The sequence below is a fragment of the Paraburkholderia fungorum genome (assembly GCF_046027605.1).
GTDB classification, from domain to species: domain Bacteria; phylum Pseudomonadota; class Gammaproteobacteria; order Burkholderiales; family Burkholderiaceae; genus Paraburkholderia; species Paraburkholderia fungorum_F.
Window position 1 is genome coordinate 374,883 of sequence record NZ_JAQQEF010000002.1, and the last position, 24,433, is coordinate 399,315.

21 protein-coding genes are annotated in these 24,433 nt (G+C 62.7%); 10 read left to right on the forward strand and 11 right to left on the reverse strand.

Annotation, left to right across the window (positions count from 1 at the left end):
• The first annotated feature begins 97 nt into the window (after positions 1-97).
• Complete coding sequence (gene speB, locus PQR53_RS05020) at positions 98-1,060, forward strand: agmatinase (protein ID WP_408451474.1); 963 nt, start codon at positions 98-100, stop codon at positions 1,058-1,060.
• A gap of 32 nt (positions 1,061-1,092) precedes the next feature.
• Here the strand turns inward: speB and PQR53_RS05025 are convergent, their stop codons facing one another.
• From PQR53_RS05025 to PQR53_RS05035, 3 genes are all read right to left on the reverse strand, one after another.
• A complete protein-coding gene (locus PQR53_RS05025; protein ID WP_408451475.1) occupies positions 1,093-2,304 on the reverse strand; it encodes an MFS transporter in 1,212 nt (403 codons plus the stop codon).
• On the reverse strand, positions 2,301-2,834 hold the full coding sequence (locus PQR53_RS05030) for a MarR family winged helix-turn-helix transcriptional regulator (RefSeq protein ID WP_408451476.1): 534 nt from the start codon (positions 2,832-2,834) through the stop codon (positions 2,301-2,303). The genes PQR53_RS05025 and PQR53_RS05030 overlap by 4 nt, the downstream gene beginning before the upstream one ends.
• A 166-nt stretch (positions 2,835-3,000) precedes the next feature.
• Positions 3,001-4,020, reverse strand: a complete 1,020-nt coding sequence (locus PQR53_RS05035; RefSeq protein ID WP_408451477.1) for a VTT domain-containing protein — start codon at positions 4,018-4,020, stop codon at positions 3,001-3,003.
• A gap of 268 nt (positions 4,021-4,288) precedes the next feature.
• On the opposite strand from PQR53_RS05035, the gene PQR53_RS05040 reads away from it, so the two are divergent.
• Positions 4,289-4,894: a peroxidase-related enzyme gene (locus PQR53_RS05040; protein WP_408451478.1), complete on the forward strand. Its 606-nt coding sequence runs from the start codon at positions 4,289-4,291 to the stop codon at positions 4,892-4,894.
• Between the two features lie 90 nt (positions 4,895-4,984).
• Here PQR53_RS05040 and PQR53_RS05045 read toward each other — a convergent pair whose 3' ends face one another.
• Complete coding sequence (locus PQR53_RS05045) at positions 4,985-6,235, reverse strand: MFS transporter (RefSeq protein ID WP_408451479.1); 1,251 nt, start codon at positions 6,233-6,235, stop codon at positions 4,985-4,987.
• 107 nt (positions 6,236-6,342) lie between these two features.
• Positions 6,343-7,305 carry a LysR substrate-binding domain-containing protein gene (locus tag PQR53_RS05050; RefSeq protein WP_408451480.1) on the reverse strand — a complete coding sequence of 321 codons (963 nt, stop codon included), beginning with the start codon at positions 7,303-7,305 and terminating at the stop codon, positions 6,343-6,345.
• 361 nt (positions 7,306-7,666) lie between these two features.
• On the opposite strand from PQR53_RS05050, the gene PQR53_RS05055 reads away from it, so the two are divergent.
• Positions 7,667-8,395 carry a DUF899 family protein gene (locus PQR53_RS05055; protein WP_408451481.1) on the forward strand — a complete coding sequence of 243 codons (729 nt, stop codon included), beginning with the start codon at positions 7,667-7,669 and terminating at the stop codon, positions 8,393-8,395.
• Between the two features lie 314 nt (positions 8,396-8,709).
• Here the strand turns inward: PQR53_RS05055 and PQR53_RS05060 are convergent, their stop codons facing one another.
• Entirely contained in the window at positions 8,710-9,093 is a 384-nt protein-coding gene (locus PQR53_RS05060) for a hypothetical protein (RefSeq protein ID WP_408451482.1), read from the reverse strand.
• 351 nt (positions 9,094-9,444) lie between these two features.
• Here PQR53_RS05060 and PQR53_RS05065 point away from each other — a divergent pair, with 351 nt between their 5' ends.
• Positions 9,445-9,723, forward strand: coding sequence for an HU family DNA-binding protein (locus PQR53_RS05065; protein WP_006049832.1), 279 nt, complete (start codon positions 9,445-9,447; stop codon positions 9,721-9,723).
• 285 nt (positions 9,724-10,008) lie between these two features.
• On the opposite strand, the gene PQR53_RS05070 is transcribed toward PQR53_RS05065, so the two are convergent.
• The 3 genes from PQR53_RS05070 to PQR53_RS05080 all read right to left on the reverse strand — a co-directional run bounded on the left by PQR53_RS05070 (position 10,009) and on the right by PQR53_RS05080 (position 13,998).
• Positions 10,009-11,127 carry a 3-deoxy-7-phosphoheptulonate synthase gene (locus tag PQR53_RS05070; RefSeq protein WP_408451483.1) on the reverse strand — a complete coding sequence of 373 codons (1,119 nt, stop codon included), beginning with the start codon at positions 11,125-11,127 and terminating at the stop codon, positions 10,009-10,011.
• Positions 11,128-11,303: 176 nt separating this feature from the next.
• Entirely contained in the window at positions 11,304-12,110 is an 807-nt protein-coding gene (locus PQR53_RS05075; protein WP_408451484.1) for a DUF72 domain-containing protein, read from the reverse strand.
• 1,153 nt (positions 12,111-13,263) lie between these two features.
• Positions 13,264-13,998 (reverse strand): TetR/AcrR family transcriptional regulator, encoded by a 735-nt coding sequence (locus PQR53_RS05080; RefSeq protein ID WP_408451485.1) that lies wholly within the window; start codon positions 13,996-13,998, stop codon positions 13,264-13,266.
• Positions 13,999-14,275: 277 nt separating this feature from the next.
• On the opposite strand from PQR53_RS05080, the gene PQR53_RS05085 reads away from it, so the two are divergent.
• The 4 genes from PQR53_RS05085 (at position 14,276) to PQR53_RS05100 (ending at position 20,172) form a co-directional block, all read left to right on the forward strand.
• Positions 14,276-15,457, forward strand: a complete 1,182-nt coding sequence (locus tag PQR53_RS05085; RefSeq protein WP_408451486.1) for an isovaleryl-CoA dehydrogenase — start codon at positions 14,276-14,278, stop codon at positions 15,455-15,457.
• A gap of 128 nt (positions 15,458-15,585) precedes the next feature.
• Complete coding sequence (locus PQR53_RS05090) at positions 15,586-17,193, forward strand: carboxyl transferase domain-containing protein (protein WP_408451487.1); 1,608 nt, start codon at positions 15,586-15,588, stop codon at positions 17,191-17,193.
• A 29-nt stretch (positions 17,194-17,222) separates the two neighbouring features.
• On the forward strand, positions 17,223-18,008 hold the full coding sequence (locus PQR53_RS05095) for an enoyl-CoA hydratase/isomerase family protein (protein WP_408451488.1): 786 nt from the start codon (positions 17,223-17,225) through the stop codon (positions 18,006-18,008).
• Between the two features lie 121 nt (positions 18,009-18,129).
• Positions 18,130-20,172, forward strand: coding sequence for an acetyl/propionyl/methylcrotonyl-CoA carboxylase subunit alpha (locus tag PQR53_RS05100; protein ID WP_408451489.1), 2,043 nt, complete (start codon positions 18,130-18,132; stop codon positions 20,170-20,172).
• A gap of 120 nt (positions 20,173-20,292) precedes the next feature.
• On the opposite strand, the gene PQR53_RS05105 is transcribed toward PQR53_RS05100, so the two are convergent.
• Both PQR53_RS05105 and PQR53_RS05110 read right to left on the reverse strand, forming a co-directional pair.
• Entirely contained in the window at positions 20,293-21,084 is a 792-nt protein-coding gene (locus PQR53_RS05105; RefSeq protein WP_408451490.1) for a phosphate/phosphite/phosphonate ABC transporter substrate-binding protein, read from the reverse strand.
• A 19-nt stretch (positions 21,085-21,103) separates the two neighbouring features.
• Positions 21,104-21,382: a hypothetical protein gene (locus tag PQR53_RS05110; protein ID WP_408451491.1), complete on the reverse strand. Its 279-nt coding sequence runs from the start codon at positions 21,380-21,382 to the stop codon at positions 21,104-21,106.
• 246 nt (positions 21,383-21,628) lie between these two features.
• Between PQR53_RS05110 and PQR53_RS05115 the strand changes: the two genes are divergently transcribed.
• Both PQR53_RS05115 and PQR53_RS05120 read left to right on the forward strand, forming a co-directional pair.
• Positions 21,629-22,240: a glutathione S-transferase family protein gene (locus tag PQR53_RS05115; RefSeq protein WP_408451492.1), complete on the forward strand. Its 612-nt coding sequence runs from the start codon at positions 21,629-21,631 to the stop codon at positions 22,238-22,240.
• A gap of 64 nt (positions 22,241-22,304) precedes the next feature.
• On the forward strand, positions 22,305-24,386 hold the full coding sequence (locus PQR53_RS05120; protein ID WP_408451493.1) for a 2Fe-2S iron-sulfur cluster-binding protein: 2,082 nt from the start codon (positions 22,305-22,307) through the stop codon (positions 24,384-24,386).
• Positions 24,387-24,433: the final 47 nt, after the last annotated feature.

Below are 24,433 nucleotides of genomic sequence, written 5' to 3' on the forward strand. Positions count from 1 at the left end.
CGCCGCGTTCCCAATGAATCCGGGGCCGGACGTTGCGCGCATCCTCCTGGAAGCCCCGCGTGCGGCGCCGGCATGTTTATCAGGTATCAGGTCATCCATGACTGAACTCGTTTACGGCGACGGCGCGATCCGCCGTTCGTCGCTCTATGGCTCGTCGATCGAAAACACCTATGCGGGTGTGTTGTCGTTCATGCGCCGCAAATACACCCGCGAACTCGACGGTGTCGACGTCGTGGTTTCCGGTGTGCCGCTCGATCTGGCCACCACTTTCCGCTCGGGTGCGCGTCTCGGTCCGGCGGCGGTGCGCGCCGCGAGCGTGCAATTGTCGGAGCTGCATCCGTATCCGTGGGGCTTCAATCCGTTCGACGATCTCGCGGTGACCGATTACGGCGACTGCTGGTTCGACGCGCACAATCCGATGACGATCAAGGAATCGATCGTCGAGCATGCGCGCACGATCCTGCGCTCGGACGCGAAGATGCTGACGCTCGGTGGCGATCACTACATCACGTATCCGCTGCTGATTGCACATGCGGAGAAGTATGGCAAACCGCTCTCGCTGATCCATTTCGACGCCCACTGCGACACGTGGGCCGACGACAGTCCGGACAGCCTGAATCATGGCTCGATGTTCTACAAAGCGGTGAAGGACGGTTTGATCGATCCGAAGACCTCGGTGCAGATCGGCATTCGTACGTGGAACGACGACTTCATGGGGATCAATATCCTCGACGCCGCGTGGGTCCACGAACATGGCGCGCGCGCGGCGGTGGAGCGGATCACGTCGATCGTCGGCGAGCGGCCCGCGTATCTGACTTTCGATATCGACTGTCTCGATCCGGCGTTCGCACCGGGCACGGGGACGCCGGTGGCGGGCGGTTTGTCGTCGGCGCAGGGCCTGGCTATCGTGCGTGGGCTCGGCGCGTTGAATCTGGTGGGCGCGGATGTGGTGGAAGTCGCACCCGCTTATGACCAGAGCGAGATCACGGCGATTGCCGCCGCGCATATCGCGTGCGATCTGTTGTGCCTGTGGCGGCAGCGGAAAGTGGCTGAACGTTAGGCACATTCAAGCGGCTTGAGATCCAACCGGCGTTAGCCCATCGATGACGATCGATCGGGTTGACGCCGGCCTTCGCGCAAGCCGAGCGTGTAGGCCACGAGCGCGCCGCTCATGAGCGCCAGTTGCCACATCAGCATATCGGGGCCGCGTGCGTTCATCGCCAAGCCTGCGATGAGCGGCCCGACGATCGAACTCGCGGTGAAGGTCAGCGACACCAGCCGCATGTTGCGCGTCAGCGCGGCTTTGTCGCTGCATGCAGCCGCGACCATGCCGAGTGTGATGTACGCGCTGTTCATGCCGCCGAGCAGCAGGGCGCTCGCCGAGGCGAGCCATGAGGCGGGCGCGGCGAGTGCGAAACCACAGATCGCCAGTGTGCTGAGCGCGGCGCAGACGATCACGGTGGCGGCGAGGCCCGCGCGATCGGCGAACCAGCCGACCGGAAATTGCAGCGCCATGCCCCCGACTCCGAATAGCGTGAGCAGCGTGGCCGTCTGTGTGGTACTGAGGCCATGGGCGTCGGCGAACAGCGGGAAGAGCCCGTAGAGTGCACCATCGCCGATCCCGCCCGCCGCAATAACTACCATGCCGAGGCTGACCAATGGGCCAATGGGGGCGCTTTTCACGGCGCCGCTTGTTCGCGCAGGCCGTGCAGGTTTAATTGCGGGGCGCCCATCGTCCGACGCGGTCAACCACAGCGGAACCGCCGCCGCAAACGTGAATGCCGCGCCGGTCGCGAACGTGATGCGTCCGTCGACCGCGCACCACACCGCCAACGCCGGACCGATTACGCCTGCGGTAGCGATCAGCGCTTCGTGCACGCCCACCACACGGCCGCTCGATTCAGCCGGCACAAGTCGATAGAGCCATGTTTCGTTGGCGATCCAGCGCAACCCGATGCCGAGCCCGGTCAACAAGCCGGGCACGAGCCATAACGGCCACCGCAACGCACCCATCGTCGCGAATGCAACGAGTGTGGCGGCGAGTCCTAGCGATACCGTGCGCTTCGCACCGATACGCTCCACCAGCCACGGCGCGATCAATAAGCCCGCCAGCATGCCGGTCCATTGCGACGCGGCGAAGAGGCCTGCGCGCGATGCGTCGAGCCCGTGATGGGCCAGCCCGCGATGGGCCAGCCACACCGGCAGCACCATGAAGCCGATGCCGAACTGGCCGATCTGCGAGAGCGCCGAGACCGCGGTCAGCGCGGCGATCGCCGGCCAGCGCACCGGCGCGGCGGCATTCATGCGCCGCGCCGCGCGGGCATGGGCAGACCCTGTTCGCGGCATTCGACCGGACAGCCGGCTTTCAGGCAGGGACCCTCGTCGCAGAGGCGGCACAGTTGCATGGCGTGTGCCGGATCGCGGGTTTCATTCCACAGAATCTTGATCAGCAGGCTTTCGAGCACGGCGCGCTCGTTTTCGTCGAGCTGGCCGACAATGCGTTGGAGCATCCGCTCACGTGCCGTTTGCAGGCGCCTGGCTTCACGCTTGCCGGAAGCGCTCAAAGCCAGTGCAACGGAACGTTTGTCCGTGCCCGACTTCTTGACGACAAGGCCGGCATCCACCAGACCCGCGATGGCGCGGACCGCGGCCGGATGCGAAAGATCGACCGCTTCTCGCAGTACTTCAATGGATGAATCGGGATATTGGCCGACGGCGTTGAGCATGGCGCGGGCAGTCGGGCCCGCGAGCGCGGCCACGGTTGGCTGCGCGTTCATCTCGTCCGTGACCAGCAGGGCGAGCACGCCAAGCAGGTTTTCTGTGCGCTGCGTCATGGAATTGCCTCAATGTGTGCAACGTGCATATATGCATGGTGCACACATTGGTGGCGACGCGCAAGCGGTTTTTTGGTCAGGCCAGGGTAGGTTCGAGGCGTGGGTTCAGGCGCCTGCGGTTGTGATTGCGATTGTTATTTCATCATTTCATCATTTCATCATTTCGTCATTTCGCCAATCTCGCCCGCACGGTGTATTCGCCCTCGTCGCCTTCGTCTTCCGCCATGTGGGCCATCGCCGTCTCGAAGTCGGGCGGCAGCGGTTCTACCGGATAGCCGCGTTTCTCCCATGCGTCGAGGCCGCCCTTGAGCGCTTTGACATGGTGGATATTCTTTCGATGCAACTGATTGACGATCCGCTTGGCGGTCGCTTCGTTAGGACAGACGCAATAGACGACAATGGGCCGCTTCAGCAACTCGGGATGCAGCGGCTCGGGTGACTCTAGATCCAGCACCTGCGCGCCGGCAATCCGGTGCGATTCTTTCGCCCGTATGCTGCGCGGCCGCGCATCGAGAATCAGCGGCGGCTCATTGGAGTTCATCATTTCATCGAGCTGTTCCGGCGAGATGCGCACATGCGCGAGCCAGCGGCGGAACTGCCAGCGGCGTACGCAGCGGTAGAGGAGCACGGCCACGAAAATCGCCGCGAACGCATCGAAAATCGTGCCGCCGTTATGGCGCACGAGCAGAACGAGTTGCACGATCTGATCGTGAAGCGCCGCGCCGCCGATCACCCACACGCTAGCCCATAGCACCGCGCCGACAAAATCCCACAGCAGGAACACGCCGACGTTGATCGGCGTCGTGCCGAGCAGCGGCGCGGAGATCAGGCCGAGGCCGGGCAGGAACTTCGCAACGGTGAGAATCGGCGCGCCGTACCGTTCGTAGGTATTGCGTGTGACGCGCACGGTGTTGTCGAGCGAGAGCGAGAAGCGCACCAGCTGATTCAGCAAGCGCCGGCCGTAAGCGCGACCGGTGAAGAACCATAACGCGTCCGCGATCATCGTCGCCCCGACAGCGGCGACTATCACACTGGCGTAAGAGGTCTGTCCCATGGCCGCCATCGTTCCGCCGAGGATCAGCATGGGCGCCGCCGGAATCGGCATGCCGAGCTGCGTGATCAGCACGCTCATGAAGACGGCCCACACGCCCAGCGAGGGTGGAATAGCAACCGGAAAATGCCACACAACCGCGCTCCTCTTGATGCACTGAAGGGATTTGAATCTGTTCTCGTCCGGCGGGCGCCCAATCGGCACAGGCGTTGGCGCGAACACGGCGCGCATGTTCCGTTCCTGCCGGCCTCGGGCCGCACGCGTGCCCGTTCCGCGAGGCGGCACGAAGACGGCAAGCCGACATGGGATTTAAGCACAGGTTGGCAAGACGGCGCTGCCGGGCGGGCTAAAAGCCTGCATTGCTACAATCGAAGCGCACATACAGACATAACGGAGACACCACATGGCAAACCTTCAGCCGATCAGCCGCTATCCCGTGCCTGAGCCGAGCGAATGGCCGGACGACATCAGCGCCCGCATTCTCGAGGTCCAGCAGAAGGCCGGCTTTGTGCCGAACGTATTCCTGACGCTGGCGCACCGTCCGGATGAATTCCGCGCCTTTTTTGCATATCACGACGCGTTGATGTTGAAAGAGGGCGGCTTGACCAAAGGCGAGCGCGAGATGATCGTCGTCGCCACGAGCGCGGTGAATCAGTGCCTGTATTGCGTGGTCGCGCACGGCGCGATTCTACGTATTTACGAAAAGGCGCCGTTGCTTGCGGATCAGGTGGCCGTCAATCATCGCAAGGCGGATCTCACGGCGCGCCAGAAGGCGATGCTCGATTTCGCGCTGAAGGTCTGCCGCGAATCCGGCACGGTTGACGATGTCGATTTTCAGACCCTGCGCGAGCACGGCTTTTCGGATGAAGACGTATGGGATATCGCCGCCATCACGGCATTTTTCGGCTTGTCGAACCGGATGGCCAACGTCATTTCGATGCGTCCGAATGACGAGTTCTATTTGATGGGGCGTGTACCGAAAGCGGCGGCGGATGCGCCGCGAAAATAGCATCGGAGCAGCGAGCGGGCTGGGGACTCGCGGCGCGCGAGGGTGCGGATGCGTGCTTGCGAGCCCTCAAGCGCTCAAGGGCTCAAGCGCTCAAGCGCCCACCGGTTCGGATCGCATCACAGGCGAGCTGACCGCCTTGTCATCGATCGGAAAATGCAGCATCGCGGCGATGAGTCCGGCGGCGACGGTTGCTTCCCACAGCAGCGAATACGAACCGGTCAGATCGAACACCAGCCCGCCGAGCCACGCACCGAGAAACGAGCCGATCTGATGGCTAAGAAAGCAGACTCCAAACAGACTGCCGAGGTGCCGCGTGCCGAACACCTTCGCCACAAGCCCGCTCGTCAACGGCACGGTGCCGAGCCAGGTCAGCCCCATCACGGCCGCGAAGATGACGACGGAAGCGGAGGTCTTCGGCAGCAGGAAGAAGGCGCCGATCGTCACGCTTCGAATCAGGTAAAGCCAGCCGAGCACGTGATGCTGCCGGAACCGTCCGCCGAGCCAGCCGCATCCCCAACTGCCTACCATGTTGAACAGGCCGATCAACGCAAGCGCCGTAGCGCCCAACCCGATAGGCATATGGCAGAGCGTCAGATATTCAGGCAGATGGGTGGCGATGAACGCGAGTTGAAACCCACAGGTGAAAAAACCTAGCGTCAGAAGCCGATATCCGCGATGCCGGGCTGCCTGAGCGAAGACCTTGCGAAGCGGCACGGCGGGCGTTTGCCCGACCTGCATGCCGACCCCCGCGCGCCGGTCGAGCACGATGCCGAGCGGCGCGATCAGCAGCATCAGGAAGGCCAGCACGAAGAGCGACGCGGCGATGCCCGAGTGGAGCCGAATGCTCTGCGCGAGCGGGATCATCAGCACCTGTCCCGCCGAGCCGCCGGCGCTGACAAGCCCCATCGCCATGCTGCGTTTTTCCGGGGAGGCGATGCGGCCGACCGCCGGCAACACCACGCCGAAGGTCGTGCAACTCACGCCGATGCCGACCAGCAGACCCATGCCGACGATCAGCATCGGGCCCGACGGCGCCACCGCCGCGACGCCCAGACCCGCTGCGAAGGTCGTCGCACCAAATGCGACCACCGGCGCCGAGCCGTAGCGGTCCGCGGCGGCACCGGCGAACGGCTGCGCGAAGCCCCACACCAGGTTGTGCAGCGCGATGGCAAAAGCGATCAGCGTGACGGGCAGGCCGCGGTCGAACGAGAACGGCCCGATAAAGAGGCCGAAGGTCTGCCGGATCCCCATCGCGGCGCTCAGAATCAGCGCGCCGGCGACAACCACGACCATGGTCTGATTGACCGGGAAGGCGAAGCGTTTGCTATCGGTGGTGGACATGTTCTGATCTCCTTGGACACCATGGTCGCAGCGAGCGTCAGAAGCGGCAAAAGAAAAGATTTTGACGACAGGTGAGCGTGGCTCACCTGTGGGGTTGAATGCGGGGTTCAGTGGTTGGCGCGGCGTGCTATCGCGTTGGGGTCATCGGACGAATTCTCGAACGGTGCCGCCTCGCTGAGCAGCCATTGCTTGAAGTCGGAGAGTTCCGGGCGATGCTCCGCGCTATCCGCGTTTGGCGCGCACACCAGCCAGTAGGCGGTGGAAGAGACGACCGTTTGTGGGCAGGCTTCGACGAGCGCGCCGCTGGCGAGATCGCGGTCCACCAGCGGCCGTCTGCCGAGCGCGACGCCGAGGCCCATGCTCGCGGCTTCGAACGCTAGCTGAATCGTGTCGACGCGCAGGCCGTCGTTCAAGTCGATACCGTCGAGGGCGACTTCGTCCAGGGCGACCCCTTCGAGCCACGCCTGCCAGTCCACACTCGCCGAGTTCACATGAATGAGCATCGCGCGACGCAGATCGAGGTTGCCGTGTGCATCGCGCAGATTCGCCAGATAAGCAGGGCTGCACACCGGCACCAGGCGTTCGCCGAACAGACGCGTCCAGGCGGTTCCGGCGACCGGTGCGCGGCTCAGCCGAATCGCGAAATCGAAACCGTCGACGGGAAAACCGACCTGACGGTGCGACGTATCGACGGTGACGTTGGCATCCGGCCAGCGCGTGCGAAAAGCGGCGAGGCGCGGCAGCAGCCAGCGAGAGGCGAGCGTGGGCGCGCAACTCAGCGCGATCGGGCGATTCACGCGGTGGTTCGGCAGGCGTTGCGTGCCGATTGCGATGAGCGAAAAGGCTTCGGATACATACGACAGATAGTCGGCACCCGTTACCGTGAGCGAAATTCCACGCGGCTCGCGGACGAACAGTTCGACGCCCAGTGACTGCTCCAGACCGACAATGCCGTGACTGATCGCACTCGGCGTGACGTTCAGTTCGGCGGCGGCGAGCTTGAAACTCTGATGCCTGCCGGCGGCCTCGAAGAAGCGCAGCGCGGGCAGGGGTGGCAGACGAAGCGGCATGGTGCATCCCCAGAGGCGGCGCGGCGGGCGCCGTGACGTGTGATCGCGCGCCGATGCGCGCATGCTGTTTCGGGGAAGGATACCTTGCAATGAGGTTTCGATCGGTGTCGGCGTTTCGCTTGCGGTTCGTGCGCAGCTTTTCCATGGCTCGTTCGCGTGTCGTTCGCGGGACATCGGCACGTCATGCGTATCGAGCGAAGCGCTCGAATGCTGTGGCAGACGGCTCGCAAAAAAATCCACGAGTGTTGTCGATTTGCCGTCACGCTGCTCGTCGTGGCTATATAGGGGCAAAAAAGCGCTCACGGTTGCGCTACGCGATGCCGCTATGCGCCCTTATCTTTCCCGCAAATGGAGGTGGTTGATGACTGACGTAGACCCATCCGCACAAACGCTGAAACCGGCCCGGCTGCTGGCCGAATCACCTAGCCGGTTTCCCGGTGAAAGCGCGGCATATCGCAGCGCGCGCAACGATCTGCTGGCTGAGGAGATCGAATTGCGCCGCCATATCGAGCGTGTGGCTGCTCAGCGCCGTGCGCTGCCGCCCGGCGGCCTCGTGCCGCAGGACTATCGCTTCGAGAGCGAAGCGGGGCCGGTGACGCTTTCGGAAATGTTCGGCACGCACGATACCCTCGTCACGTACAACTGGATGTTCGGCCCGCAGCGCGCGCGGCCCTGTCCGATGTGCACCTCGCTTTTGAGTGCATACGACGGCGAAACGCCCGACATATTGCAGCGCGTGGCGTTTGCGGTGATCGGCCGCTCGCCGATCGAGAAGCTCGTGGCGTTTAAAAAGGAGCGCGGCTGGCGGCATCTGCTGCTGTACTCGTCGGGTGGCAACACCTTCAACCGCGACTACGCCGCCGAAGAACCGGACGGCGACGATTATCCCGCCTTGAACGTGTTCACGCGCTCAGGCGGCACGGTGCGGCACTTCTGGGCCGAGGAGATGGGGCCGTCGACAGCGGACCCGGGCCAGGATCCGCGCGGCGCGCCGGACTTGATGCCGCTCTGGCTGGTGCTCGACAAGACACCCGGCGGCCGCGGCACCGACTGGTATCCGAAGCTGGAATACGGAGCCCGCCCGGCTTGATCATGCTTAGGATGACGATGGATGGCGGAAGCAGGGCGACCGCTCGCAGATGCATGGGGCAGAACACGCAGCCGACCTACGCTTGGTATATCGGCAGCGTCGATGAGACCTTGAGCGATCACGAGAAAAATACGACGTGCGTCAATGCCGGGCGGTAAATACGCCCTTTCAGGGTTGCCGATAGGTCATTTATGCCGCGTGGGGACTTCTAGCGGTCTGATGCAGGCATGTGGAAGCGCGGTGTGGCTTCTTCGGCCTCGCCTACGGAGATAGTCCTCCCTGGGCGCGCCAGCGGCCTGCGAGCGCCCCCCGTCCTATAGTGCCGGGCACGACAGCACCCTTTGTGGTGCGAGTGTCGTCCCCGGTGCGCCGTTTTGGGCCGGTGTACCTTGTGGAGGCGTCGAAACGAGCCGAACGCTATTCTCGCCGGCATTGGCCAGCACATATTTTTCCGCGCTGTTTTCCGGTTGCCAGTAAGCGCGATAGACGCCGCCATCGCCGAAAACCCGCAGCTTTCCGTGCACGGTTTTCGCGCCGCTGACGAGGTCGACCGGTTCGCCGTCGCGCACCAGAAAGCTCTGCGGCGTGGCCGAATTTGCCGTGCCGACCAGCGTTGCGCAGGGCGTGTCGGCCGCCGCCATAGCTGCGCAAGACCAGGCGAAGAGCATGCTGCATGTTGCAATATGGAGAATTTTCATTGTTTTATGTTCCTTGAATTCTTTAATTGCTGAGCGCGGCGCAATGGTGAATAACCAATTTTCCGATCCACCATAAGATAGTAAAAAAGCCTGACTGCAACCGGTTTGCCGCCGCTAACACACTGAAATTGCAACGGATTGTGATAAGCCGCGAAGCGCCGTAATACGGGAGAAACGCGTAAGCGCGCGATTCTTATGGCACTTTGGCACAAAAAATCGTCAAATTGCCGCTGGGCGGGTGATACAAGGCTTACACCCAAGGTTTGCGTGAATACGCGCCTATGCGTTAGTGTGTCGGTCCCGGCGCAACAGATGTGGCGCCGGTTCCATGATTACCATACGGGAAGTGCTATGAACAAACAGGAACTGATTGATGCAGTCGCCGCAGCGACGGGCGAAAGCAAAGCGGCCACCGGCCAGACTATCGACGCTATCGTCGAAGCGGTGACTAAAGCCGTGGTGGGTGGTGATACGGTGCAACTGGTCGGTTTCGGTTCTTTCTCGACCGGCGCGCGCGCAGCTCGCGTGGGCCGCAATCCGTCGACCGGTGCCGAGATCCAGATCGCTGCTGCCAAGACGGTGAAGTTCACCGCCGGCAAGGCGTTCAAGGAAGCCGTCAACGCGTCGTAATGCAACGCGCCTCGCGCCGGAGCATCCACGCGCGCGACCAATGCGCGCGGCGTCCGATGCCTCGGGTGTGAGGAATCACGCGCTGCCCAACCCTGGTAAGAATGTTTGATTGGTGGTTGGTGCGGCGCGTGTAGCGTGCGTTGATGCACGTTGGCGTTGATGCCGCCGCTGTTTGCTTTTGCTTCTGCTTCTGCTTCTGCGTCATGCACGCTCGCCTGCCGGCCGTTGATTTCGGTTATTGGTTGCGCGAGTTCGTGCAGGCCGCGTTGGCAACCGTTCGTGAGTTCAGCCCGCGCGTCGTTTCCGGGTCGCTTCGGCGAGTGTTTCCAGCACCGGTTCGGTTTGCGCCCAGCTCACGCAGGCGTCCGTAATCGATACGCCGTAACGCAGCGGCGCCCCGGCCTTCAGATCCTGACGGCCTTCTTCCAGATGACTTTCCAGCATGACGCCGATAATGCGGCGTTCGCGCTGCGCGAGTTGCTGCGCCAGATCCTGCACCACCTCCAGTTGACGCAAATGGGATTTGCCTGAGTTCGCATGTGAACAGTCGATCATGACCTGCTCGCGCAGTCCGGCCGATTTGAGCGCCGCACAGGTTGCTTCGACGGATGCACTGTCGTAGTTCGGGCCTTGTTTGCCGCCCCGCAAGATGACGTGTGCGTCGTCATTGCCGCGCGTCTCGAAGATCGCCGCCATCCCCATCTTGGTCATCCCCATGAACGCATGGCTCGCGCGCGCTGCGACGATCGCGTCCGCGGCGATTTGCACCCCGCCGTCCGTGCCGTTCTTGAAGCCGATCGGGCAGCTCAGCCCCGATGCGAGTTGCCGGTGACTCTGGCTCTCCGTCGTGCGCGCGCCGATCGCGCCCCACGCGATCAGATCCGCGATGTATTGCGGACTGAGCAAGTCGAGAAATTCGGTGGCCGTGGGCAGACCGAGACCGTTGATGTCGAGCAGCAGTTGCCGTGCGAGACGCAAGCCCTCGTTGATACGGAAGCTGCCGTCCAGACGCGGGTCGTTGATATAGCCTTTCCAGCCGACCGTGGTGCGCGGCTTTTCGAAGTAGACCCGCATCACGATCAGCAGATCGTTCTTGTAGGTCTGTGCCGCGACCTTGAGTTTGTGCGCGTAGTCGATCGCCTGGTCGTGGTCGTGGATCGAACATGGCCCGACGATCATCACGAGCCGGTCGTCGCGGCCGTGCAGAATGTCGGCGATTTCCGCGCGGGTTTTCTCGACGAGCGTCTGCACCGCGGGCGGCACGGGCAATTCGTCCTGCAGCAGGGCAGGGGAAATCAGCGGACGTACCGCGCCGATACGAACGTCGTCGATGCGCGTGGTGTCCTGGGTGGCGTCGGCTGAGCCGACTTCCTGATCGTGCAAAGGATTGTCGATGGCGCTCAAAATATTCTCCCGGACCTTGGATGTTGGGGTGGCCTCACGGTGTGAATGCGTGAGTGCATGAATGCTGGTGCTGCCTGGCCTGAAGGGTAGCGACGTGGACCTGCCGCTGTTCCGCTTGTCGGTGCGTTGGTTAGCTGCCGGGATTATGACACTCGCGCGGGCGGGCCGGATGACAGTTATTCGAGGCGTTTGATCAGCGCCATGGCGGCAGCCGGATTGCGTTCCTTGAAGCCGCTGATGACATAGAGGTAGACATCGCGCGGCGTGGTTTTCGCGGGGGCTGCGGCCGAGGTGTCGAGGTCGTCCGGCGTCGTGCCTGTGGCGAGTTGGCGGGCGCGTTCGGCCCACGCATCGAGGGCTTTGGTCGAATAGCCTTTGGCCTGTTTGTCGCTTGTCCCCATGATGCGGGCGTAGACGAACGGCGCGGTGATGTCGGCGATTTGTGGGTACTCGCTGTCGGCTGCCAAGACGATGGCGACTTTGTATTTTCTGGCTAGCGCGATGAATTCGGGTGTTTTGAAGGTGTCGTTGCGGACTTCGATTGCGTGTTTGAGTTTTTGGCCTTCGATGCTGGCGGGCAGCAGTTTCAGGAAGGCCTCGAAGTCTTCGGGGTCGAATTTTTTGGTGGGTGCGAATTGCCAGTTGATCGGGCCGAGCTTTTGCTTTAGCAGCAGTACGCCGCTGGCGAAGAAGCGTTCGATGGTTTCGTTGGCGTCTGCGAGGATTTTTCTGTTGGTTGCGTAGCGTGGGGCTTTTAGGGAGAAGACGAAATCTTCGGGGGTTTCCTGATACCACTTTTCGTAGCTGGACGGCTTTTGCAGGCCGTAGAAGGTGCCGTTGATTTCGATCGATGTGAGGTTTTTACTCGCGTGTTGGAGTTCACGGCTTTGCGTGAGGTCTGATGGGTAAAACGTGCCTCGCCACGGCGCGTAGGTCCAGCCGCCTATGCCGATTCGGATTTTGCCGGGTTTCGTTGATGGCATTCTGGGTCCCATTGGGTGGCTTTTTTGGTGGCTTCGCCGGAGAGATAGATTAGCGCATTTGAATGAAATGGGGTTTGGGCCTGCGGCGGCGTTTGTTGTCTGTTTGCCTACGGCGATGCGATTTGCTTGATCTGGTTGCCTGTTCGGCGCTTGTTTTCTGGTTGACTACGGCGTTGGTCTTTAGTTGATCTGGTTTTTTTGGCCTTTCCTTGAATTGTTATTGGTCTATTAGCGTCGCCCCTGTGCGGGGCGGCACTTACTTTCTTTGCCGCGGCAAAGAAAGATAAGCAAAGAAAGCCGCTCACCCCGCTAATTCTTAAGCGGGTCCCCCGCACAGTGAGGGTAGTGGTGCATCTGGAATCTGTGTTCTCGCACATTCGGCTCCGGTGACAAGGGCGTCATACTTCCCGCCTCGCACTGCGTGCTCGCCGGAAGGGTTCATCGAAAACCCACGGTTTCGTTGACGCATGATAGGGGCCATCGGCTTCGCCTCGGCGAGACGCTCAAGTAACTTGTGACGAAGCCGCAAGCGAATGAACGTGGCAAAGAATTAGTGTGGCAAACGCGGACCAAACTAAACGGGCGCGTCACGGTTGCGGAGGTGGGCAATCGCGCTAGCGGTAGCACGAGCCGTGACGATTTGATGCGGGCCACGGTAGTGAACATAAACGCGCGTGTGAAAACGCAGCGACCGGTTTGCGAGGTACCTTTCGGCGCGCGCAGCGTTGTCGGAAGTATGACGGCGTTGCGAAGAGAAGGAGATGACTGCTACGGGTTCGGAGCGGAACCGCTGATCCCCATCACGCGAAGGAAACCGTGGGTTCGCGATGAACCCTTCCGGCGAGCACGCAGTGCGAGGCGGGAAGTATGAGTGCCTGGTCACCAGCGCTGAATGTGCGAGGGCACTGATTCCAGATGCGCCACTACCGGAACTGTGCGGGGGACCCGCTTATGCGCTGGCGGGTTGAGCCGCTTTCTTTGCTTATCTTTCTTTGCGGCGGCAAAGAAAGTAAGTGCCGCCCCGCACAGGGGCAACGCTAATAATCCAATATCAATTCAAGGAAAGGCCAAAAAGCCAGGTCAAGGAAAGGCCAACACCGTAGGCAAACAGGACAACCGACCAACCGCCGAACAGGCAAAAAAACCAAACCCACTATTCACCGCCAGGCGCCCCCTTAACTGCCTCCTCAAACCGCCGATTAGCCTCATCCACCTCGACCCTGAACTGTTGCAAAGCATTCACCGCCAAATCCGGCGGCATCAACGCCGCCCACAGCACATCGATCAACTGATCCGCGGTAGCGTCAATATCGATATGCCGATTAGCCAGCGTAGCGTCCCACAGCACATGCTCCATTGGCCCAAACACCATTGACCGTAACAGCCGTAAAGGCATATCACCCCGAATCTGCCCTGTCTCCTGGCCCCGCGCCAACACCCGCATCAACGGCGCCGTATAGCGCCGCTGCAACTCTGTCAGCGCCTCGCTCAACTCATGATGCCGAGTCCGGCCCTCGGACAACACCAAAGCGCACAGGTCAGTGCCATTGACCAGCATCAACCGCAAATGCGTGCGCACAATAAAAGCAAACTGCTGCCGCACATTGCCATCGCGCGGCAACCCGGACTCGATCGCTTCAATGATCTCGTCGTACCAGTCGCCAATCACCCGCGCGCATAACTCGCGCTTGCCACGGAAATAGCTGAACACGGTCGCCTCGGAAATACCCAGGCGCTGCGCAATCTCCGCCGTCGTCGCGCGCTCGTAACCCTTCTCCGAAAACACGTCGCGCCCCGCCTGCAAGATCTCCTTCACGCGCTGCTGCGACTTGCGCCCAGCCGGCTGGCGGCGCGAGGCAGGTAACTCAGCCTTCAAGACAACCGTCATATGAGTCCAGTTCAGTTTCGTAAGGTCAATAACCCCGATGACAGCGATCCTAGCACGATATGACAGCCTCTAAGACCCCAATGCGATTTCTGAGTGATACTCAAAAATACTTATTGACGCTTACGTAAATCTAGCGTGAAATGCGTCTTGAACGTTTCGCGCCTCGTGCGGGGTGGTGAGGCGGCCCACCAGGCCGTCCGCGTCCGCTGAGCCGCACTCAGACTAGCCGGCGCTCACCCAGGCGGCCGGCTCGCCAACGAACTCTGGAGACACAGCAATGAGCAACCTGCCCGGTTTGCAATTTCCGCTCGGCGAAGAAATCGAAATGCTGCGTGACAGCATCGCCGGATTCGCTGCCAAGGAAATCGCCCCGCGTGCCGCGGAAATCGATCGAACGGATCAGTTCCCCATGGACCTGTGGCGCAAGTTCGGCGATCTGGGCGTGCTCGGCATGACGGTCTCGGAGGAATACGGCGGCGCGAATATGGGCTACACGGCCCACATGATCGCGATGGAAGAAATCTCGCGCGCCTCGGCATCGGTCGGGCTCTCGTACGGCGCCCACTCGAATCTATGCGTCAACCAGATTCATCGCAACGGCACGGCCGCGCAAAAAGAAAAATATCTGCCCAAGCTGGTCTCGGGCGAACACGTCGGCGCACTCGCCATGAGCGAGCCGAACGCGGGCTCCGACGTCGTCAGCATGAAACTGCGTGCCGACAAGAAGGGCGATCACTATGTGCTGAACGGCACGAAAATGTGGATCACCAACGGCCCGGATTGCGACACGCTGGTCGTCTATGCAAAAACCGATCTCGAAGCGAATTCGCGCGGCATCACCGCGTTTATCGTCGAGAAGGGTATGAAGGGCTTCTCGGTCGCGCAGAAGCTCGACAAACTTGGTATGCGCGGTTCGCATACCGGTGAACTGGTGTTCGAGAACGTGGAAGTGCCGGAAGAAAATATTCTCGGCCAGCTGAACGGCGGCGTGAAGGTGCTGATGAGCGGCCTCGATTACGAACGCGCCGTGCTTGCCGGTGGCCCGACCGGCATCATGGTCGCGGTCATGGACGCAGTCGTGCCGTATATCCACGACCGCAAACAGTTCGGTCAGTCGATCGGTGAATTCCAGCTGATTCAAGGCAAGGTCGCTGATTTGTACACCACGCTGCAAGCGTGTCGCGCGTATCTGTACGCAGTGGGCCGGCAACTCGATACGCTCGGCACGGAACACGTGCGCCAGATGCGCAAGGACTGCGCGGGCGTGATTCTCTACACCGCAGAAAAAGCGACGTGGATGGCCGGCGAGGCGATCCAGATTCTCGGCGGTAACGGCTATATCAACGAGTATCCGGTCGGCCGTTTGTGGCGCGATGCGAAGCTCTATGAAATTGGCGCGGGTACCAGCGAAATCCGCCGCATGCTGATTGGCCGCGAACTGTTCGCTGAGACGGCCTGAGCGAGAGTACTGCGACGCAAGCCTACAAAAGGCGGCGAGGCAACTACGTTGCATGGGACCAGAGTAAGCGCTGAAGCGCTAACTCTGGTCGACACGCTAACTCTGGTCGACAGAGGAGAACCCAAACAATGCCGATCATCGAATCAAAGCTGAATCCGCGCTCGGACGACTTCCGCACCAATGCGGCAGCGCTCGAAGTGCTGGTCGCCGATCTTCGCGCGAAGGTCGAAAAACTCGCGCTAGGCGGCGGCCAGGCAGCGCGCGACAAGCACACGGGCCGCGGCAAGCTGCTGCCGCGCGAGCGCATCGAGAAACTGCTCGATCCGGGCACGCCGTTTCTCGAGTTCTCGCAACTTGCGGCCTTTGGCATGTATCACAACGATGCGCCCGGCGCGGGCGTGATCACCGGCATTGGCCGAATCGCGGGGCAGGAGTGCGTGATCGTCTGCAATGACGCGACAGTCAAAGGCGGGACCTACTATCCCGTCACCGTGAAGAAGCACGTCCGCGCGCAGGAAATCGCCGCGGAAAACCATCTGCCGTGCGTGTACCTGGTCGACTCCGGCGGCGCCAACCTGCCGAATCAGGACGACGTGTTCCCCGATCGCGACCACTTCGGCCGGATCTTCTTCAACCAGGCGAATCTGTCCGCGGCAGGCATTCCGCAAATCGCCGTCGTGATGGGTTCGTGCACGGCAGGCGGCGCGTATGTGCCGGCCATGAGCGATGAGTCGATCATCGTCAAGAATCAGGGGACGATTTTTCTCGGCGGTCCGCCGCTCGTCAAAGCCGCCACCGGTGAAGTGGTGAGCGCGGAAGACCTCGGCGGCGGCGACGTGCATACGCGGCTCTCCGGCGTGGTCGATCATCTGGCACAGAACGACGCGCATGCGTTGGGGATCGCGCGCAGCATCGTCGGCAATCTGAATCGCACGAAGCAGGTGCCGGTGGCGCTGCAGGAACCGAAGCCGCCGCGCTACGACGTGAAGAGCATGTACGGTGTGATCCCCGTCGATACGCGCAAGCCGTTCGATATCCGCGAGGTGATCGCGCGCATCGTCGACGATTCCGCTTTCGACGAATTCAAAGCGCGCTACGGCACCACGCTCGTCTGCGGCTTCGCGCATATCTGGGGACATCCGGTCGGCATCATCGCGAACAACGGCATTCTGTTTTCGGAGTCGGCGCTCAAGGGCGCGCACTTCATCGAACTGTGCTGTCAGCGCAAGATTCCGCTCGTGTTCCTGCAGAACATCACGGGCTTCATGGTCGGCCGCAAATACGAGAACGAAGGCATCGCGCGCAACGGCGCGAAGATGGTGACAGCCGTGGCAACGGCGAAGGTGCCGAAGTTCACGGTGATCATCGGCGGCTCGTTCGGGGCCGGTAACTATGGCATGTGCGGCCGCGCGTATTCGCCGCGCTTCCTGTGGATGTGGCCGAACGCGCGCATTTCGGTGATGGGCGGCGAGCAGGCTGCCTCGGTGCTGGCCACGGTCAAGCGCGACGGCATCGAAGGCAAGGGCGGTTCGTGGAGCGCCGAAGAGGAAGAGGCGTTCAAGCAACCGATCCGCGACCAGTACGAGCATCAGGGCCACCCGTACTACGCGAGCGCGCGCTTGTGGGACGACGGCGTGATCGATCCGGCGCAAACGCGCGACGTGCTCGGTCTCGGCCTGTCGGCCACGATGAACGCGCCAATCGAAGACACGCGTTTCGGCGTGTTCAGAATGTGACGGAGCGCTACGAGCGAGGAGCTGCAACGATGCAATACGAAACGCTGAATGTCGCTTTTGCTGGTCGGATCGCCACGGTCACGCTGAATCGGCCGGAGGTGCGCAACGCGTTCAACGAAACGATGATCGCCGAAGTGACTTCGGCCTTCACGGGCATGAACACGCGCGACGACGTGCGCGCGGTGGTGCTGGCCGCGAACGGCAAGGCGTTCTGCGCGGGCGCCGATCTGAACTGGATGAAGAAGATGGCCGGCTACTCGGACGACGAGAACCGCGCCGACGCGATGCTGCTGGCGAACATGCTGTCGGCGATCTATCGCTGCAACAAGCCTGTGATCGCGCGCGTGAATGGCGACGCGTACGCGGGCGGCATGGGCTTGATCTCGGCGTGCGATATCGTCGTCGCGGTGGAGAGCGCGCGTTTTTGCCTTTCGGAAGCGCGTCTCGGTCTGATCCCGGCCACTATCGCGCCCTATGTGATCCGTGCGTTGGGCGAGCAGGCGTCGCGCCGCTACTTCACGAGCGCCGAGCAGTTCGATTGCGCAACGGCGTTGCGCCTCGGCCTCGTCAGCGAAGCGGTGAGCGTGGAGCAACTCGACGCCACCGTGCAGCAGATCGCTGAAACGCTATGCGCGAACGGCCCGCAAGCGGTGCGTGCGTGCAAGCAACTGGTGCAGGACATCGCCGGCCACGAGCTGAACGAGGCCATGATCGAGGACACGGCGGCGCGCATCGCGCGCACCCGCGCCGGTGCGGAAGGCCGTGAAGGCGTCGCTTCGTTCCTCGAAAAGCGCAGCCCGTCCTGGCGCGATTGAAGCGCCAATTGATCTGCCAATTGAGCTGCCAATTGATGTGCCACGCAGGCATCCATTCCAGGGCGCATGCTCGCCTTCACGAACCACACAGCCCCGAACGGGACAATCACCGAGACACCTCATGTTCAACAAGATCCTGATTGCGAACCGCGGCGAGATTGCGTGCCGCGTCGCCGCGACCTGCAAGCGGCTCGGTATCGCGAGCGTGGCCGTGTATTCCGACGCGGATGCCAACGCGAAACACGTGGCCGCGTGCGACGAGGCCGTGCATATCGGCGGATCGACCGCGGCGGAAAGTTATCTGCGCTTCGAGCGCATTATCGAAGCCGCGCGTGCCACCGGCGCGCAAGCGGTGCATCCGGGCTATGGCTTTCTGTCGGAAAACGAAGACTTCGCGCAGGCCTGCGAAGCGGCCGGCATCGTCTTCATCGGACCGCCGGTCGAAGCGATCGCCGCCATGGGCTCGAAGGCAGCCGCGAAGGCGCTGATGCATGCGGCCGCCGTGCCGCTCGTGCCGGGTTATCACGGCGACGATCAGGATCCGCAGTTGCTGCATCGCGAAGCGGATGCGATCGGCTATCCGGTCTTGCTGAAGGCAAGCGCGGGCGGCGGCGGCAAAGGCATGCGCGTGGTGGAGCGCACTGAAGACTTCGCGGCGGCGCTGGCCTCGTGCAAACGGGAAGCCGCCAGCAGTTTCGGCAACGACCGCGTGCTGATCGAAAAGTATCTGACGCGGCCGCGTCACGTGGAAGTGCAGGTGTTCGCGGACCGTCATGACGGCGCGGTGTATCTGTTCGACCGCGATTGCTCGGTGCAGCGGCGTCACCAGAAAGTGCTGGAAGAGGCGCCGGCGCCGGGTTTGTCCGCGGACATCAAACGTGAGATGGGCGAAGCGGCCGTGGCCGCCGCGCGTGCGGTGAATTACGTAGGGGCGGGCACGGTCGAGTTCATCATGACCGGCACGGGTAATTTCTATTTCATGGAGATGAACACGCGCCTGCAGGTCGAGCATCCGGTCACGGAAATGGTGACCGGGCAGGACCTGGTGGAATGGCAACTGCGCGTCGCCGCGGACCAACCGCTGCCGCTCACGCAAGAGCAACTGAAAATCGACGGCCACGCGATCGAAGCGCGGATTTACGCCGAGCATCCGGCACGCGGCTTCCTGCCGTCCACGGGTACGTTGAAGCATCTGCGCATGCCCGAAGGCGTCGAATTCACCATCGGCGCGGCCGGCCTGGGCGAGGGCAGCAAAGCGCCGGTGCGTATCGACAGCGGCGTGCGCGAAGGCGACACCATCACGCCCTTCTACGATCCGATGATCGCCAAGCTGATCGTCCACGGCGCGACGCGTGAAGAGGCGCTGGCGCGTCTGGATCGCGCGCTGCGGGCCTGCGAAGTGGTGGGTCCGCATACCAACGTCGAGTTCCTGCAACGCATTGTCACGAGCGAACCGTTCGCGACCGGCGATCTCGATACGGGTTTGATCGAGCGTCATCACGACACCTTGTTCGCGCCGGTGAAGAAGCCGTTCAAGGAAGCGCTGGCGCTCGCCTGCGCCGCATTGCTGACGCGCGAAGGCGGCACTGCGCACGGCGCGTCGCCGTGGGACGCGCTGTCGCACTGGCGTCTGAACAGCGGCTATACGCAGACGCTCGGCTGGCGCACGATCGGCGACGGCAGCGATAGCGGCAACGACAACACCTTCACCGTCACGTTCGCCCGCGACGGCGGCACGCAAACGCTCGAGCATGATGGCGTGCGTGATGACTTCAGCTGGTCGGACGGCACGGAGCGGCATGAATACCGTGCGACGATCGGCGATGCACGGGTGACAGGCCGCGTTTTCATCGACGGCGATACGTTCTACGTGTTCTGTCTCGGCGAGGCGCTGGCGTTCGAGTGGCAAAACCTGCTCGCGCATGCCGCGGACGCCGAAGGCGGCGAAGGCCGTTTGACCGCGCCGATGCCGGGCAAGGTGATCGCCGTGCTGGTCGAACCGGGGACGGTGGTGGAGAAGGGCACGCCGCTGATCGTGATGGAGGCGATGAAGATGGAGCACACGATCGGCGCACCGGCGGCTGGCACGGTAGTGGAAGTGCTGTATGCAGTCGGCGATCAGGTCGCCGATGGGGCGCAACTGCTCGTGCTGAATGTGGGCTGAGGTGCGCGGCTTAAGCGAACCCTGAGCGAACCCTGAGCGAACCCTGAGCGAGGCCCAAACGAACCCTGAACGAGGCCCAAACGAACCCTGAACGAGGCCTACGCCAGGCCAACGCGAGACTCAAACGAGGCGCGCATAACCTAACGCACGCGCTTCGTTTTCGAGTCGCTCGATCCGTTCGTACTCGGTGAGCGGCAACGCGGAAAAGCCCTTCAAACGCAGGCGTTTCGCGCGCTCGGGCTGGGCCAGGTGCGCTTCGTTCAGCGCCTCGCGCAGCGTTTCGATGGTCGCGGGCGGTACGTTATTGGAGGCGATCAAAGGCAAACCCGGCGACGCCGCCGTCACGCCGATTTGCCTGAGCTTTTGCGCCAGTTCCGGCAATTCATCGCAGACAAACGCAAATGTCACGCAGTCGATGGCGGCGACATCCGCGCGATCGTCGGCCACCGCCCGCAACGATCCAAGATGTGAACCGGTGCGCAGGACCGCGCTGAAAAACGCGCGGTCGCGCGCAAGCGGCGCCACCGCGTGGCGAAACACATTCATGCCGCTGTTCGAATCGTCCTGATTGTAGGCGGCGCGGGCGCCACGGCACGCCGCAAGCGAGTCGAACGGCGCCGCGGCCCGTGTGACCAGCACACTCGAATAATCCGCGCCGTCGCAGCCCGGCGCATCGAAGCGCGGCGTGGCGATCACCTGCACCTGCTCATGCAAACCATGCATCAACGGATAGCCGCAGGTTTGCGAGAGCAGGACATTGGGGCGCCGCCAGAAGCCATGCAATTCCTCGTCGGGTTCGACGACGCGGCACGCCGGCTTGGCCATGCGCAAGACGTCGTCCAGCCACTCGCGCCACGCGGTGGCGAGCGCGGGCGTCACGTTGTACATCGGCAGGGCGGCGATCCAGGTCATGGAGGTGATTCTGTCACAGCTAATGTCTGACCATTCGGAATTCGTCGAGTCCCAACCGCACGGGCTCGCTCTGTTTGAACGGCCATTTGCATTCCACCACCTTGAGAATCTCCATCTGCGCGTCTTCGAACGCAACGAGGAGGTCACTGCGCCGTTTGCTCGCGGCGCCACAATAGGTTATCAGTGCCTCGGCGCTGACCTCGAAGACCGTCACCCGATCGTCGAAACACACCCGGAATGCAACGGTCGCGCATTCCGTGACACAGGGCCTGAACCCTTCATCGACATATACCGACATAACCCTCTCCTGCCGCTACCCGAGTCATCAGGATGAGCGACTGTAAGCTTTCGGTATGTTGGAAAACCGGCATTTGGCGCAAGAAAGCGCGGCGCCCGGGCTGAGTATGGCTCAGGGGCCAGCACTGTTCTCGTTACGAGAATAGTGATTTGACCTCGCGATGTATTCTGGAAAGCGGCTGGCCTCCCTAGACTTCGTTCCAGTGGTTCGGATTTCCCGCCACACCGCCAACCCAGGAAGATCGCCATGAAGCTCTATTACCACCCGCTGTCCGGCCACTCGCATCGCGCCCGCCTGTTCCTGTCGCTGCTCGGCGTCGAACATGAACTCATCGAGGTCGATCTGATGAAGGGCGCGCACAAGTCACCGGAATTTCTCAAGCTGAACCGTTTCGGCCAGGTCCCGGTGCTGGTGGACGGCGCTACCGTGGTGGCGGATTCGAACGCGATTCTCGTGTACCTCGCCGGCAAGCTGAACCAGACGGACTGGCTGCCGCAGACGCCGGCCGCAGAAGCGGCGATCCAGCGCTGGCTCTCAGTGGCCGCCGGGGAAATCGCCTACGGGCCGGCAGCAGCGCGCCTGATCACGGTGTTCGGCGCGGCGCGCAATGCGGAGGAAGTCATCGGCCGTGCCCACGGCATTCTCAGCATCGTCGAGCAGGAACTGAGCGGGGGCGAGTTTATTGTCGGCGCGCATCCGACCATCGCGGACGTCGCGCTGTATAGCTACATCGCGCGTGCGCCGGAGGGCAACGTCGACCTCTCCGGTTACCCGAATGTCAATGCCTGGCTGCGGCGCATCGAAGCGTTGCCCGGTTTTGTGGAGTTCAGGAAGACTCCGGTGGGCCTCGCCGCGTAAGGGCACCAAGGGGACCCGCTTCGCCGATTTTTCGCTTGATCGTCATCCGGACAGGAGTGCCGCCGTGAGCCCAACTTCGACAGACAACGTGCCTTCGCCTTCGCCCTGGCATGCAGGAGAACTGAAGCTGCAACGTGCGGTGGGCGTGGCGGAGCGGATGGATGAGATCGGGCGGCGGAATGTTCGCAGTTTCATGCCGGATCAGCATCGGATGTTTTTCCCGCAGCTTCCGTTTGTCGCGCTCGGGGCGGTGGATCACGACGGCGACGTGTGGGCCACGCTGGTTGCCGGTATGCCGGGATTCCTGCAGGCGCCGAGCGCGCACACGCTGCACGTCGAACGGGTGCGCGACCCGCACGATCCCGCGTCCGCCGGTCTGGACGATGGCGACGCGGTGGGTTTGCTGGGCATCGAGCTGCATACGCGCCGGCGCAATCGCCTGAACGGCGTAGTGAGCCATAACAGCGGGGCTGGCTTCGACGTCGACGTGGCGCAGAGTTTCGGCAACTGCCCGCAATACATCCAGAAGCGCGACGCCGGTTTCGCTCGCGACCCGGCGAGTCCTTCGCCGATCGAGCCGGTGCAGCTGGAGCAACTGTCGGAACGGGCGCGCGCGATGATCAATACCGCCGACACGTTCTTCGTAGCCTCGTATGTCGACGAACCCACCGGCCGGCAGGTCGACGTCTCGCATCGCGGCGGCAGGGCCGGCTTCGTGCGCCTCGATGAAGATGGCGTGCTGACGATTCCAGACTTCGCCGGCAACCTGTTTTTCGCCACCCTTGGCAATTTCCTGATCAATCCGCGGGCGGGGCTCGTGTTCGCCGACTTCGAAAGCGGCGATCTGTTGCAACTCACGGGCGAGGCGCAAGTCGATCTCGACTCACCCGAAATCGCTGCCTTTCAGGGCGCCGAGAGGCTGTGGCGTTTCAGGCCGCGCCGTATTGTCTACCGCGCCGGCGCGCTGCCGCTGCGCTGGACGTTTCAGGCCAACGGCTGGTCGCCCAACTCGCTGATGACGGGGAGCTGGGACGAAGTGGCGAGCCGCCTGGGTGCGCAGGCGCTGGCTGAAACCTGGCGTCCGTTCAAGGTCACGAAGATCGTCGACGAAAGCTCGGTGATCCGCTCCTTCCACCTCGAACCGCTCGATGGCGCGGGCCTGATCCCGCACGCGGCGGGTCAGCATCTGCCGATCCGCGTCGCGCTGCCCGGTTGTGCCAGACCAACGATCCGGACCTACACGCTGTCGACGGCGCCGGCGGACGGCTTCTACCGGGTCAGCGTCAAGCGCCAGGGCCTGGTCTCCGCGCATCTGCACGACACGCTGCGGGTCGGCAGTGTCATCGAGGCGCGCGCGCCGGCCGGCCAGTTCACCGTCGACGCCGCCGAACGCCGGCCGGCGGTGCTGCTCGCAGCGGGTGTCGGCGTGACGCCCATGCTCGCGATGTTGCGCCACCTCGTCTACGAAGGCTTGCGGACGCGCCGGGTCCGTCCGACGTGGTTCTTTCACTCGGCGCGCACGCTCGCCGAACGGGCCTTTACGGCAGAAATCGATCAATTGGCGGCGCAGGCCAATGGCGCGGTGCACGTGGTGCGCACGCTGACCGATAGCGAGGGTGCGCAAAAGGGCACGGATTTCGACGCGGTTGGCCGGCTCGATGTCGCGCTGCTGAGCGAGAAGCTCCCGTTCAACGACTACGACTTTTATCTGTGCGGTCCGGCGGCGTTCATGCAGTCGCTGTACGACGGACTGCGCAAGCTGAACATTGCCGATAGCCGGATTCACGCCGAGGCGTTTGGCCCAGCGGGGGTGCATCGTCAGGCGGACGCCGGCGTCAATGTAGGCCCTGTGCATGCGCCCGCGGATAAGCCGACGCCGGTTGCATTCGTCAAGTCAGGCAAGGAAGCGCGCTGGAATCCAGGCAGCGGCTCATTGCTGGAACTGGCTGAGTCGCGGGGCCTTGAGCCGGCCTTCGGTTGTCGCGGCGGGAGTTGCGGGACCTGCCGCACCCGTATCGTCGAAGGGGCAGTGGCTTATCTCGTCGTGCCCGAGTTCAAGGTGGCAGACGACGAAGCATTGATCTGTTGCGCGGTGCCGGCGCAAGCCGAGGCAGGCAGCGCCGGACATTTGCAACTGGATCTTTGACGTGAGCTCGCTCACGGCTGATGGATCGCGCGGCTGCTATGCTTGGC